This window comes from Streptomyces liangshanensis (assembly GCF_011694815.1).
Classification (GTDB): Bacteria; Actinomycetota; Actinomycetes; order Streptomycetales; family Streptomycetaceae; genus Streptomyces; species Streptomyces liangshanensis.
Genome location: NZ_CP050177.1, coordinates 513283 through 527210, shown reverse-complemented (window position 1 = coordinate 527210; position 13928 = coordinate 513283). Strand labels below are relative to the sequence as shown.

The 13928-nt window shown below is 69.8% G+C and carries 10 protein-coding genes and 2 pseudogenes; 9 read left to right on the top strand and 3 right to left on the bottom strand.

Translation table 11 applies throughout. From position 1 onward, the window contains the following. Positions 1-43: 43 nt before the first annotated feature. The 4 genes from HA039_RS02355 (at position 44) to ligD (ending at position 5268) form a co-directional block, all read left to right on the top strand. Positions 44-373 (top strand): WhiB family transcriptional regulator, encoded by a 330-nt coding sequence (locus HA039_RS02355; RefSeq protein ID WP_425086400.1) that lies wholly within the window; start codon positions 44-46, stop codon positions 371-373. Between the two features lie 94 nt (positions 374-467). Then, a complete protein-coding gene (locus HA039_RS02350) occupies positions 468-1859 on the top strand; it encodes an NADP-dependent succinic semialdehyde dehydrogenase (protein ID WP_167023003.1) in 1392 nt (463 codons plus the stop codon). Positions 1860-1936: 77 nt separating this feature from the next. After that, positions 1937-4327, top strand: a complete 2391-nt coding sequence (locus HA039_RS02345; RefSeq protein ID WP_167023001.1) for a phosphoketolase family protein — start codon at positions 1937-1939, stop codon at positions 4325-4327. Continuing rightward, positions 4309-5268, top strand: coding sequence for a non-homologous end-joining DNA ligase (gene ligD, locus HA039_RS02340; RefSeq protein WP_167022999.1), 960 nt, complete (start codon positions 4309-4311; stop codon positions 5266-5268). The genes HA039_RS02345 and ligD overlap by 19 nt, the downstream gene beginning before the upstream one ends. A gap of 19 nt (positions 5269-5287) precedes the next feature. On the opposite strand, the gene HA039_RS02335 is transcribed toward ligD, so the two are convergent. Continuing rightward, complete coding sequence (locus HA039_RS02335; protein ID WP_167036018.1) at positions 5288-5641, bottom strand: tetratricopeptide repeat protein; 354 nt, start codon at positions 5639-5641, stop codon at positions 5288-5290. A 105-nt stretch (positions 5642-5746) separates the two neighbouring features. Between HA039_RS02335 and HA039_RS02330 the strand changes: the two genes are divergently transcribed. Next, on the top strand, positions 5747-6712 hold the full coding sequence (locus HA039_RS02330; RefSeq protein ID WP_167022996.1) for a pirin family protein: 966 nt from the start codon (positions 5747-5749) through the stop codon (positions 6710-6712). A gap of 416 nt (positions 6713-7128) precedes the next feature. Here the strand turns inward: HA039_RS02330 and HA039_RS02325 are convergent, their stop codons facing one another. Then, positions 7129-7686: a hypothetical protein gene (locus HA039_RS02325; RefSeq protein WP_167022993.1), complete on the bottom strand. Its 558-nt coding sequence runs from the start codon at positions 7684-7686 to the stop codon at positions 7129-7131. Between the two features lie 688 nt (positions 7687-8374). Here HA039_RS02325 and HA039_RS02320 point away from each other — a divergent pair. The 4 genes and pseudogenes from HA039_RS02320 (at position 8375) to HA039_RS02305 (ending at position 12191) form a co-directional block, all read left to right on the top strand. Further along, complete coding sequence (locus tag HA039_RS02320) at positions 8375-8662, top strand: hypothetical protein (protein ID WP_167022990.1); 288 nt, start codon at positions 8375-8377, stop codon at positions 8660-8662. Positions 8663-9242: 580 nt separating this feature from the next. Beyond that, positions 9243-9868: pseudogene (locus tag HA039_RS02315) on the top strand (transposase); the annotation flags it as partial. A 766-nt stretch (positions 9869-10634) separates the two neighbouring features. After that, a pseudogene (locus HA039_RS33740) lies at positions 10635-11899 on the top strand (transposase). A 43-nt stretch (positions 11900-11942) separates the two neighbouring features. Further along, positions 11943-12191, top strand: coding sequence for a hypothetical protein (locus tag HA039_RS02305; protein WP_167022988.1), 249 nt, complete (start codon positions 11943-11945; stop codon positions 12189-12191). A 1080-nt stretch (positions 12192-13271) separates the two neighbouring features. Here the strand turns inward: HA039_RS02305 and HA039_RS02300 are convergent. Continuing rightward, on the bottom strand, positions 13272-13601 hold the full coding sequence (locus HA039_RS02300; protein ID WP_167022985.1) for a hypothetical protein: 330 nt from the start codon (positions 13599-13601) through the stop codon (positions 13272-13274). Positions 13602-13928 lie beyond the last annotated feature (327 nt).

Below are 13928 nucleotides of genomic sequence, written 5' to 3'. Positions count from 1 at the left end.
CGAGCGAAAGGAACGAGCGACTGTGCGGCTGCCCACGGAACACCTGAGCCTCGGCCCCGATACGGACACCTGGGCGTGGTTGCGACACGCGGCCTGTGTCGACGCCGACCCCGAGCTGTTCTTCCCGGTGGGGGAGTCCGGCCCCGCCGCCGAACAGGCCCGGCGCGCCAAGGAGGTCTGCCACCGCTGCCCCGTCGAGCGCGAGTGCCTCGAATGGGCGCTGGAGACCGGCCGTACCTCCGGCGTGTGGGGCGGTACGGACGAGGAGGAGCGGCGCCGGCTGCGGCGCAGGAGCGACCGGCGCCGGATGCCCCAGGTGGCCCCGGCCCGCAATACCCAGCCGTCGGGCCCCGGCCGCTCCCGCCGCCCCTGAGCCCGCCCCGCGCCCGGCGCGGCGCCGCGGCCCGTGTTGCGGGCGCGGGCAGGTCGCGGAAGGGTCGGACTGTCGAATCTAGGAGGAATCGCCCATGCCCATCGCGACGGTGAATCCCGCCAGCGGAGAGACGCTCAAGACCTTCGACGCTCTGGGGGCCGAGGAGATCGAGCAGCGTCTCGCCACCGCCCACGCCGCCTTCCGGCAGTACCGGCTGACCGGATTCGACGAACGCGCCCGGCTCCTGAACCGCGCCGCCGACCTGCTGGAGCAGGACGCGCCCGACATCGCCCGCACCATGACGACCGAGATGGGCAAGCCGGTCGCGGCGGCCCGCGCGGAGGCGCTCAAGTGCGCGAAGTCGATGCGGTGGTACGCGGAGCGCGCCCCGGAACTGCTCGCCGACGAGCACCCGTCCGACGCCGACGTGAAGGACTCCGGCGCGTCCCGCGCCCACGTCCGCTACCGCCCGCTCGGCGTGGTGCTCGCGGTGATGCCGTGGAACTTCCCGCTCTGGCAGGTCGTACGGTTCGCCGCGCCGGCCCTCATGGCGGGCAACGTCGGCCTCCTCAAGCACGCCTCGAACGTCCCGCAGACCGCGCTGTACCTGGAGGACCTGTTCAGCAGGGCCGGCTTCCCCACCGGCTGCTTCCAGACGCTGCTGGTCGGCTCCGGCGCGATCGAGGACATCCTGCGCGACCCCCGGGTGGCCGCCGCGACCCTCACCGGCAGCGAGCCGGCGGGCCGCGCCGTCGCCGCCGTCGCGGGTGACGAGGTCAAGCACACGGTCCTGGAGCTGGGCGGCAGCGACCCGTACATCGTCATGCCGTCGGCGGACATCGAGCGGGCCGCGAGGACGGCGGTGACCGCCCGGGTGCAGAACAACGGCCAGTCCTGCATCGCCGCGAAACGCTTCATCGTCCACGAGGACGTCTACGACGCCTTCGCCGCCCGCTTCACCGCCGGGATGCGCGACCTGACCGTCGGGGACCCGCTGGACGAGTCCACCGACGTCGGACCGCTCGCCACCGAGCAGGGCCGCGCCGACCTGGAGGAACTGGTCGAGGACGCCCTGCGCCGGGGCGCGACCGCCCTGTGCGGGGGGCAGCGCCCGGCGGAGGTCGAGGGCGGGTGGTTCTACGCCCCGACGGTCCTCGCCGACATCACGGCGGCGATGCGGATCCACCACGAGGAGACGTTCGGCCCGGTCGCCACCCTCTACCGGGTGTCGGACCTGGACGAGGCCGTGGCGCTCGCCAACGACACCCCGTTCGGGCTCAGTTCGAACGTCTGGACCGAGGACGCGGCCGAGGTGGACCGCTTCGAACGGGACCTGGAGGCGGGCGGTGTCTTCTTCAACGGCATGACCGCCTCGCACCCGGCCCTGCCGTTCGGCGGTGTGAAGCGCTCCGGGTACGGGCGTGAGCTGTCGGGCCACGGGATCCGCGAGTTCTGCAACATCACCACGGTGTGGCACTCGGCCTGATGGCCTGATGGGTGCGAGGGGCCCGATCCGGAAGCGAACCCCTGGTTCCACGGCCGGGGAGACGAGGGAGAACGAGCATGCTCCGCAAGGCGACCACCGGGGCGGGCCCCACCGCTCCCACCACCGCGGAGGTGGCGGCCCTCGACGCGCACTGGCGGGCGGCCAACTACCTCGCGGTGGGGCAGATCTACCTGATGGGCAACCCCCTGCTCCAGGAGCCGCTGGCGCCCGAGCACATCAAGCCGCGGCTGCTGGGGCACTGGGGCACGTCCCCGGGGCTGAACCTGGTCCACACCCACCTCAACCGGGTGATCAGGGACCGGGACCTGTCGGCGCTGTGCGTGTGGGGTCCCGGGCACGGCGGGCCCGCCGTCCTGGCCAACTCGTGGCTGGAGGGCACGTACTCGGAGACGTACCCCGACGTGAGCCGGGACCGGGCGGGCATGGACCGGCTGTTCCGGCAGTTCTCCTTCCCCGGCGGGGTGCCGAGCCATGTGGCCCCGGAGACGCCCGGCTCGATCCACGAGGGCGGCGAGCTGGGGTACTCGCTGGCGCACGCGTACGGAGCCGCCTTCGACAACCCGGAGCTGTTGGTCGCGTGCGTCATCGGCGACGGCGAGGCGGAGACCGGGCCGCTGGCCGGGTCGTGGCACTCCAACAAGTTCCTGGACCCCGTCCACGACGGGGCCGTCCTGCCGATCCTGCACCTCAACGGCTACAAGATCGCCAACCCCACCGTGCTCGCCCGCGTCCCCGAGGCCGAACTCGACGAGCTGATGCGCGGATACGGCCACGAGCCGATCCACGTCGGCGGTGACGAGCCCCTCGCCGTCCACCGCGCCATGGCCGAGGCGATGGACCGCGCCCTGGACCGCATCGCCCACATCCAGCGGGACGCGCGCGAGAACGGCTCCACCGAGCGCCCCCGCTGGCCCATGATCGTGCTCCGCACGCCCAAGGGCTGGACCGGGCCCCGCGAGGTCGACGGGCTGCCGGTGGAGGGGACGTGGCGCGCGCACCAGGTCCCCCTCGCCGGCGTCCGCACCGACCCGGCCCACCTCGCCCAACTGGAGGCGTGGCTGCGCTCGTACCGCCCGGAGGAACTGTTCGACGCGACGGGCGCGCCCCGCCCCGAGGTACTGGAGTTCGTACCGGAGGGCACCCGGCGGCTCGGCGCCACTCCGCACGCCAACGGAGGCCTGCTGCTGAGGGAGTTGCCGATCCCGGCGCTGGAGGAACACGCGGTACGGGTCGACAAGCCCGGCACCGTGCTCCACGAACCCACCAAGATCCTGGGCGGGTTGCTCCGAGCCGTCATGAAGGACACGGCCGCCCACCGGAACTTCCGGGTCGTCGGTCCGGACGAGACCGCGTCGAACCGCCTCGAATCCCTCTACGAGGCCACCGGCAAGGCCTGGCAGGCGCGGACGCTCGACACCGACGAGAACCTCGCGCACGACGGACGGGTGATGGAGGTCCTCTCCGAGCACCTGTGCCAAGGCTGGCTGGAGGGCTACCTCCTGACGGGCCGTCACGGGCTGTTCTCCAGCTACGAGGCGTTCGCGCACATCGTCGACTCGATGGTCAACCAGCACATCAAGTGGCTGCGCACCTCACGCCGGCTGCCCTGGCGCCGCCCCGTCGCGTCCCTCAACTACCTGCTCACGTCGCACGTCTGGCGCCAGGACCACAACGGCTTCTCCCACCAGGACCCCGGCTTCGTCGACCACGTCCTCAGCAAGAGCCCCGAAGTGGTACGGGTCTACCTGCCGCCGGACGCCAACACCCTGCTTTCCGTGGCCGATCACGCCCTGCGCAGCCGCGACTACGTCAACGTCATCGTCGCCGGCAAGCAGCCCAGCTTCGACTGGCTCACCCTGGAGGAGGCCAACGCCCACTGCGCGCGCGGCGCGGGGGTCTGGCCGTGGGCCGGTACGGAGGACGGCACCGGCGAGCCGGACGTGGTGCTCGCCTGCGCCGGGGACGTACCGACGCAGGAGACGCTGGCCGCCGCCGACCTGCTGCGGCAGCACCTGCCGGAGCTGACCGTGCGGGTCGTCAACGTGGTCGACATGGCCCGGCTGCTGCCCAACACCGAGCATCCGCACGGGATGACGGACTCCGAGTACGACGCGGTGTTCACCACCGACCGGCCGGTGATCTTCGCGTACCACGGCTACCCCTGGCTGATCCACCGCCTCGCCTACCGCCGTACCGGCCACGCCAACCTCCACGTGCGCGGCTACAAGGAGGAGGGCACGACCACCACGCCCTTCGACATGGTGGTACGCAACGACCTCGACCGGTACCGGCTGGTCATGGACGTCATCGACCGCGTCCCGGGACTGGCGGTGCGCGCCGCCGCCGTACGCCAGTCCATGGCGGACGTACGGACCAGGCACCACGCCTGGATCCGCGAACACGGCACGGACCTGCCGGAGGTCGAGGAATGGACGTGGTCGGGGTGAAGGGCGCCGGGGCGACGGACTCGGGGGCGACGGATTCCGTACGGGCGGGGAACAGGACCGTACCGATCCATCGCCCGGCGAAGGTGCTGTTCCCCGCCACCGGCGACGACACGGGCCTGACGAAGGCCGATCTGGTGGAGTACTACCGGTCCGTCGCGCCGTACATGCTGCCGGAGTTGAAGGGCAGGCCGCTCATGCTGGAGCGGCACCCGGACGGGCTCGACGGCCCCCGCTTCATGCAGAAGAACACCCCGGACGGCTATCCGGAGTGGGTGCGCAGGGCCGAACTGGCCAAGAAGGGCGGGACGGTCACCCACCCCGTCTGCGACAACACCGCCACCCTGGTCTTCCTCGCCGACCAGGCGTGCCTGACCTTCCACCGCTGGCAGTCCCGCGCCGACCGTCCCGACGCCCCCGACCGGCTGGTCTTCGACCTCGACCCGGCGGAGGACACCTTCGAGCCCGTCCGGCGCGCGGCCACCCAGCTCGGCGAACTCCTCGGCGAACTGCGGCTGCCCAGCGCCCTGTTGACGACCGGCTCCCGAGGACTGCACGTGATCGTCCCGCTGGACGGCCGCAGCGGCTTCGACGAGGTGCGCGCCTTCGCCGGCGACGTCGCCCGGACACTGGCCGCCCGCGACCCCGACCACCTGACCACGGAGGTACGGACCGGGGCGCGCGGCGGCCGCCTGTACCTGGACATCCAGCGCAACGGATACGCCCAGACGGCGGTGGCGCCGTTCTCCGTACGGGCGCGGGAGGGCGCCCCGGTCGCCACCCCCATCAGCTGGGACCAGCTGGCGGACCCGCGGGTGACGGCGAGGCGCTGGACGGTACGGGACGTCCTGGACCAGGCGAGGACGCGCCCGTGGTCGCAGGTCCCGGCCCGCGGCAGGTCCCTGACCCCGGCCCGCAAACTCCTCCAGTCCCTGAAGCCCTGAGGCGCTTACCCCTTCTGCCTCACCCTCCGGCGGGGAACTCCCCGCCCAACGCGGCGGCGAGGCGCAGGTGGGGGGCGGCGTCGGCGGGCCGCCCCTGGCGCTCCAGCGTGCGGCCGAGCATCAGCCGCGCGTAGTGCTCCACGGGATCGCGCTCCAGGACGGCCAGCAGCTCGGCCTCGGCCTTGGCGAGGCGCGCCGAGTGGTAGTAGGCGCGGGCGAGCAGCAGGCGCGGCGCCACCTGCTCCGGGACCTCCTCGACGAGCGAACCGAGGATGCGCGCGGCGGTGCCGTACTCCTTCGCCTCGAAGAACAGCTGGGCACGATCCCAGCGCTCGGCGGCCGTCCCGTACTCGTAGTAGCCGGTCTCGTTCATGACCTCGTTCATGTCCGCTGTAACAGCACGGCGTGGTTGAAGATTCCACCACTTCTTTCGCCGGGGCGGGCGTGTCGGTCCGCGCGCGGGATTAGGTTGGGCGGCATGAGCAATCTTGATCGTCAGGCCGCCCTCACCGTCTGCGGCGGTCGCGGGTTTGTCGTGGCGGAGCCGGTGCGCGAGCTGCTGAGCCCGCGCCGGGTCCAGCTGGGGGAGTCCACGGAGGTCCGCAGGCTGCTGCCCAACCTGGGCCGCCGCATGGTCGGCGCGTGGGCGTTCGTCGATCACTACGGTCCCGACGACATCGCCGACGAGTCCGGGATGCAGGTCCCGCCCCACCCGCACATGGGGCTCCAGACCGTCAGCTGGCTGCACGAGGGCGAGGTCCTGCACCGCGACAGCCTCGGCAGCCTCCAGACCGTCCGTCCGCGCGAACTGGGCCTGATGACCTCGGGCCGGGCGATCTCCCACTCGGAGGAGAGCCCCCGCCCCCACGCCCGCTTCCTGCACGGCGCCCAGCTCTGGGTGGCGCTCCCCGACGCGCACCGTAACGTCGAGCCGCACTTCCAGCACCACGCGAACCTCCCGGCGGTCACCGCCCCCGGCCTGACGGCGACGGTCATCCTGGGCACGCTGGACGGCACGACCTCCCCGGGCACGACGTACACCCCCCTGGTCGGCGCCGACATCGCCCTCACGGCGGACACGGAAGCCCGCCTCCCCCTGGACCCGGACTTCGAGTACGCGATCCTCGCCATGTCGGGCGCGGCCGAGGTCGACGGCGTACCGGTCCTGCCCGGCTCGATGCTCTACCTGGGCAGCGGCCGCACCCACCTCCCCCTCCGCGCGGACTCGGACGCGGGCCTGATGCTCCTGGGCGGCGAACCGTTCGAGGAAGAGATCGTCATGTGGTGGAACTTCATCGGGCGGTCGAACGACGAGATCAAACAGGCCCGCACGGACTGGACCTCAGGCACCCGCTTCGGCGAGGTGAAAGGCTACGACGGCCCCCCACTCCCCGCCCCCGCCCTCCCCCCGGTCCCCCTGAAATCCCGAGGCCGAGTCCGCTGACCTGGTGTCCCGTGCGGAGCGGCGACCCTCCCGGCCGACGGGCCCGCGTGACAAGTCGGACGCCTACCGAAGCCGGCTCGCCGGGCGTGCCGAGAGTCGCACGTCTCGCCGTGTGCGGGCAGGTCCAGTCAGACCAATGCTGACTCAATGCTGACTTTCCTGACTGACCGTCAGCCAGCAAGGCGCCTCCCGCGAACAGCTCCTGGAGCCAGGGACGTCTCGGCCGCCCGTGAACGGGACGGCCGGCCGCAGGTGGGCGTTCGACGCTGGAGGCATCGCGATCATGGTCGCGCCGAGATTCGAGTGGCCCCTCACCCTCGGGCCCGCCCTCTTGTTGAGTCCCGACAAGATGCAGAACCGGTAGCGCCGCCACCCGACGCCGAGGGTCACGAACGAGCGGGTCGGCAGGGGATTCTCTACGCGCTCGCCCGGAGGAACGCCTCGTCCGCTCCGGTCGTGGCCGGGGCACCAAGGCCACGAAGCTGCGCCGCCGCCACCAGGCCCGATCCCGGACAAGCATTACCGACGACAAGCCCATCAATCGGTCGAGGCTCAGTAGTTGTCACCGACGGACCGAATAAGCTGCTCATGGAGCTGGGGAGGCGGTGGCGGGGGCCGTACCAGTCGCTGGTGAAGGGGAAACCGGCGTGGGTAAGGAGGGACTGGGCGAGGCTGTCGCCGCCGCGGGCGACGACGCTGCCGCTCGGTTCAGGGGTGATGGTGACGGTGAGGGGCACGGGAGACTCCTGGGCACGGGGCGGCGCGGTCGGGCTGTTGGGTTCCGGCTGGTGGTCGAGTTCGGTGGCGATGAGGCGGCACTCGCGCTGCAGCCGGAAGGCCTCGCGGTGGGCGTGGTGGAGGCGGCCGTCCTCGCGGACGAGGGTCGCCACGATGCGTACCTGGCGGGGGCGGGTACGGAGGGCGATCCAGCGGCAGGCGTCCCGGTCGCCGTCGGGTGCGACGGTCGCGGCCACGAGGCGGCGGGCAACCTTGCCCCACTGGCCGTCGCCCAGATCGGGGTGGTGCGGGGCGGCGCGGACCGAGCAGACCCAAACCGCCCGCTTGGGCGCCCGGTAGCCCAGGCGGAGGACAGGCTCGTTCAGGTACTGCGCCAGCTCAGGCGGTGTGTCGGCATTGGACAGTGTGAAAGAACGAGGCGCCGTGGCCGTCCACGGCCACAAGGTGCGGATCAGGCGGGGTCACCGCGTTCGCCCGGCCCGCCATACAGGTAGGCGAGCAGACCGGCTGTGTTGCGGGCGCGATGAAGGCGTGCGATTACAAGACGGACCCCGGGAGGAAGCGCTGTGCCCAGGTTAGGGCTTGTGGGGAGAGGATCCGCAGATCTCGGGGTTTGGGCCGCCCGGAAATCGGTGGTAGCGCACGCCCTTGCGTCAGTCCGAAGAGCGGAGCCGGTGGCTGGTGGCGGTTTTGTCGCGGGCGATACTGGCGTTGAGGGCGTCGTGCAGGCAGGGTTGCTTGCGGACCGTTTGACCGGTCGTGAGACAGCCCGGCTAGTAGGGCTGCGTGGCCGACCCGCCACCGAGCGCCCCTCGACCGTTCGGTTCGCTTCGAGGGTCAGTAGCGACACGACGGAGCGGCCGGCGCCGGTCCGCGAGGGTGAAGGGCCGTGTCGCGTTCGGCCTGGCGCTCGTTGGACCCGCCATGAAGAAGATCATCACGAGCGGGCTGCTCGCCGCAGCCGCGCTGGCGGGAGCCGCTCCGACGGCGTTCGCCGACAACGACAGCAACTTCGGCCCCGGCGTGAACGCCGCGAACAACTGGAACTTCACCGCCGCCGCGGTCTGTTACCAGGAACTCGCGGTCGTACCCGTCGCCGGCTCGTGGGCGACCGACACCAACAACTGCACCAACGGCAACGTCATCGACCACACCGCCCAGGAGGTAGCCCAGACCGCAGGCCGCGTGGTCGGGACCTTGACCGGCAGCTGACCGCGCACAGCGAGGCCTCGCGAGCGTCGTCGCCATCGCCCCCGCGTCTGGCGCACATGACGGGGGCACGGAGGTGCGGAGGTCCCGGGGGTCTCGGGCCGTGACGAGTGAGGGTCCCCCTGGCGGCGGCGCTGCGGCAGTGCCGCCGCGGGGGACCCTCCCCCCCCCCCCGATATTCCAGCAGCCGGGTCAGAGCGCCAGCCTGCTCGTAGTTAGGACCGGGATGTCGTTCGCAGTGAGGTTGCTGGGCGCGCAGGAAGCGCAGCGGGTGCCGGTAACGGCTGTGGTCGAAAGGCGGTTACCAGCACGGAACTCCACTATGAGCAGCGGCCGTACCGTGCTGTAGGCCAGCGCATCGTGCTGTCCTCATCCGGCTGAGAACCGCACTCGCTCCCAGGGATGTCCGCTGGCGACGGGTGTCCCGGTCTCCCGCTGGGCTCAGCTTGGCGTGCAACTTTCTTTTCCAGGGCCAGGCCCAAGCTTGACCGAGGAGATGAAGGCCAGACGCTCCACCGCGTCCTCGCCGTACACACGTACCCGGACGGCATGTCCGGCGGGCCCTGGAATGCGACGACGATGCGGTCGCCGGCTGGGTGAAGGAGGTACGGCCCCGCGCGGAAGCCTCGCGGCGGCCCGCGGAGCCTGGCTGGTCTTCGAGGACGAGGCCGGATTCTCCACGACGCCGCCCGCACTCCAGGACCTGGGGCAGGCGCGGACACACTCCGGTGGTCAGAATCCGTGGCCGATCCCGCAGACGGATATCCATTGCTGCGCTGACCTGCTACAAACCGGGCCACCGCTCCCGGCTGATCAACCGGCCCCGCCGCGACGACGGCAACCGCGGCGGACGTAAAAGCTTCTCCTGGCCGCGACTACCGCGACCTGCTGACCGCCGCACACCAGCAACTCGGCGGCCCGATCGTCCTCGTCCGGGACAACCTCAACGTCCACAAGGCCGCCAGCCTCGGGAAGTTCGCCGCCTCCCGGGACTGGCTCACCATCTACTACCTGCCGCCTTACGCTCCCGACCTCAACCCAGCCGAAGGCATCTGGTCACTGCCGCGGCGGGGCTGGCTGTCCAACGTCGCCTCCCCCCCCCGAACACCTCATCCAGTGTGTTCGACGCTGCCTCGGAACATCCAGTACCACAGCAACCTCATCGACGGTTGTCTCACCGAGACCGGCCTGACAATCAGACCCAGCTGAAGAGCGGCGACACCACGAGTTCAATCGCAGTAACCAACTAAACAAGGCAGAACAGCCGTTTACCGGACGGACACTTACCTTACGGCCCGGCGGCTCCCTGTCCTACTCTGCTGACGACTCGGATGCGGCGTAGGACTCCGCGTAGGATTCGGCGTAGGACGCCGCGTGTGCCGATGCCTCCGCGTACGAGGATGATTCCGCGTAGGACTCGGCGTATGCCGCCGAGTAGGCCTCTCCTGGCCACCCCGATACGGCGTAGGACTCTGTGGCGGCCGATGCCGTCCCGCCCGTCATCGAGCCGGCCAATCCAACAAGAACGCTGCAAACGAGTGCGGAGGCTGTCTTGCGGATGTATCCCATTATGCCGCTCCCTTGTACTGGGTCATGTCCTGGCCCCGCCGAGAGGCGTGTCCAAGAGAACAGCATTGATCAGCTGAGGACTGCTTGGAAGCCGCCATTGGGCTGATTAGCCTGAGAGGGCAGTAAGTAACGTGCTGCCTGTTTCGCGCTTGCGGCTGGAGCTGTCGGGCTGGTGGTGGCCTTTCCGTGTGGCTATGGCCGTGGCTGGGTGGAAAACTCCTGCTCGGGCTCGATCAGGATCCCGCGTTCGGCCAGCCGCTTGAGCTTGTCATTCAGGGTTCGGCGTCGAACGCGGCTCGAACCTGGTCGGTGTTTTCGCAGTTCAGCGAATGTGAGGGCGGCCTCCGTCTGATCCTGTGCTTCGTCACAGAGACAGAGGAACCGTACGAAGGCCGTGGTCGTGAGTCTGAAGTACCCAGGTGTTCTGCGGGACGCGTTCGCGGAAGTGTCGCGCTTCCGGACGGAGTTGTTCGCGTGTCTGATCGCCCAGAGCGACTCTGTTCGAGTTGTGCGACGCCCTGTTGCGCACGGACCGGCGGGTGCGGACGCTCGTCGACCTGGCACTGGCCCCGGAACACCGCCGCGGGCATGGCGCTCTCTACGGCGGTCTCAACCAGGGGCAGATCGACGTCGCCCGGCTACGTCGGAACCTTGTGTCGACGCCGCTACCGAGGGCTGCGGACGGTCGGATCGTGCTGGCCGCAGACGTCTCGCCGTGGCTGCGGCCGGACGCCAACACCTGTCGTGACCGGTCCTTTTGCCACACGTTCGGCCGGCGTGAGGGTAAGCATCAGATGGTGCCCGGCTGGCCGTATTCGATCGTGGCCGCGCTGGATGCGGGCCGCACGTCGGGGACGGCGGTGCTGGACGCGGTCCGCCTGGAGCCCGGCGCGGGCGTCGCCGCGGTGACCACCGTCCAGCTCCGCGAGGTCGTCGAGCAACTCGTCGCGCCTGGCCAGTGAAGCCAGGGGACCCGCACGTCTTGGTCGTGCTCGATGCCGGATACGACGCGCCCCGCATCGCCTACCTGCTGGCCGGCTTGGCCGTCGAGATCCTCGGCCGACTGCGCTCAGATCGGGTGATGCGGCGTCTGGCCCCCTCCCGAAATGAGTTCGCCCTGGCCAACCCCAAAAGGCGGCCGGCCACCCAAGCACGGCGGCGAGTTCGTCTTCGGCGACTCCTTTACCTGGGGCATCGAGCAGGCCGTGACGGTCACCGACACCCGCCTCTACGGCAAGGCGACCGCGCAGGCGTGGGACAGGCTGCACCCAAGGCTGACCCGGCGGGCGGCCTGGATCGAGTACGACGGACCACTGCCCCTCATCGAGAGTACCGTCATCCGCCTCGCCGTCGAGAAGCTGCCGTCGGGCGGGGTGAACAAGCCGGTCTGGCTTTGGTGGTCGGGCGCCGGCGCCGGCGCGGCGGACGTCGACCGCTGCTGGCAGTCCTTCCTGCGGCGTCACGAAGACCGGCTCCCCGGCCAGTGCGCCGCAACCCTCAACACCCTTACCAGGCAGGCCATTTGGTTCGAGGAACCGCCGTCCGGCCACCCGTCGCGATGTGGGTCGTGGCCTCACGACCGGCGAGGCGTACAGCCGCCCCGCTCACCACAAAAGGGGCACCAAGCCCCGTCGTTCAAGGGGTACTGAAAGTGCAGACAGAGCCCCGTAGGCTGCTCTGGCGCAGGACGGCGTGATCTTCAGCGGGAGCACCCATGACAGGCGACAACAAGCCCGGCACGGATATCAGCGACGGCCACATAGGACTGGCTGTGACAATCATTGCCTTGATCGTCATTGCTATCGTCGCGAGCCCTCGGGCGACTTTGATTGTCGCGGGATGCTTCACCGCTTGGTTGGTCTTGGCATTGATCGTAATCTATATCAGGGGCGGACGCGGCGGAGAGGCACTTGGACGGGCCTACGTGGCAACTTTCTGGTGGGGCGACTACTTCAGTCCCTGATGGAGTTAAACAACAAGCTCAGTGACTGTTCCTGACCTTCAAATCAGGCGCGGCCGGCTCGGCTTCCCGAGCTTGGGCTTAGGCGAGTCGAGCGGCGATCCGCAGCTGAAGGTACCTCTTCACTCCGGGTACGCTCCGGCCTCCCGCACCTGCAACAGCCCCGGCCTTGACGCAGGGCGTCGACGCAGGCAATACGGTCTGTTGCTCGCGGTGCTGGTCGCCGCCGCCGGAGTCCAGGACTCCACCGCTGGCCGCACCCTCCTGGAGCAGGCCGCAGCCGATCACCCCACCGGTCGCGAGGTCTGGGTCGACGGCGGCTGCGCAAGCACCTCTTCGAGCATGCCGTCGCTCTCGGCATCGACCTCGGAATCGTCCCACACGCCCGTGGGGCCAGGGGATTCACAGCTGCGATGAGTTAGGGCGAAACGCTCAGTTACGTACCGGCCAGGAACTGTTGCGTCGCAGTCCCCAACGCGTTGTCACCGTTGAACAGGTTGCTCAGCTTGACGGTTGAGTGGGTGCCCGCGAGATTCCCGTGCAGCTTCTTCAGGAAAGATGTCGATTCGATGGGCATGTCGGCGCCCCCGCACTGGTTGAGTGCGCTCGTCAGGGGGAGCCCAAGTACATTGCTGCTCGCGGTTCCGGTGCCGGATACGGTGGCTCCTGCCGCCCGAGAGCCCACATTGCGATTGGCGCAGTCAGTTCCGAAAGCAGGAGAAAGGACATCGCCGACCCCGCCGGCAAAGACTGGAGACGAGGTCAGAAGGACTCCTGCAGTGACAGCCGAGGTGAGAGTCAGTACGGTCACAACCGTGCGAGAGCGCATGATCTGGCAAACGAGCCAAGCAGTCCGCAGAAACGAAGAATCTGGTGGCGTGGGTGTCAACGTCGTCGAAAACGAGCCTCGGCGTCCGGAGGGCGCGGCCGATCCGGCCGCAGACCGACACGTCACCGGGCTGGGGCCGAAGTCCGGCCTCTCGTCCGAACCGGTGCCCACCGCAGCTGGGCCGGTGGCGGTAGTTTCGTCACCGGCCCCTGTTCGACACGATCGACACCGATTCGACGTGGTGCATGGTGGGGTCAGTTGGCGCTGAACTTCACCGAGGCGTACTGGAAGAAGGGCACGTTGTTGCCGGGATCGACTCGGAAGCCCTGGAGGACACAGCTGAGGTCGCTGTAGACGGTGGCGACAGCGTCTGTGTCGTTGAAACCGCTCAAGGAGAGCACGTCGACGATGTAGCAGGGGCCGAGGGTGGGGTTGTTGATCTGACCGGCGCCGGTGATCAGGCCGGAGTAGTAGAACGTGCCGGTGGCCTTGGCCTGTGCGCCGGCGCCGGCGGACGTTGCGGACGCGACGGCCATGACAACCGCGGCCGCGGCGGTGAGTGCGGTACGCAGGATGAGACGCACGCGATTCCCCCGATACGAAAGAGGCCGGGACTCCCGTGCCCTGCCTGTTGTATGACTGTCCAGCCGCTCGCTTTCGGCCGCCATAGCCCGTTCGGAGGGGCGCGCACCCTGCGGACATGCGCCCCCGTACTGATGCATGGAGTCGATGCGCGCACTGCGCCAACGGCAGGCGGCGGAAGCGGAGACGAAGAGGACCGCGGCCTGCTCGGGCGTCGCGGGTAGCAGGAGCGGTCGGGTAGAAGACCCCGGGTGGTTCCCCGTTGGCACGGCCGCTCCCGGCCGCCGACAGTGCGAGACCTCGGGACGTACGGTACCCCGGGACCCACG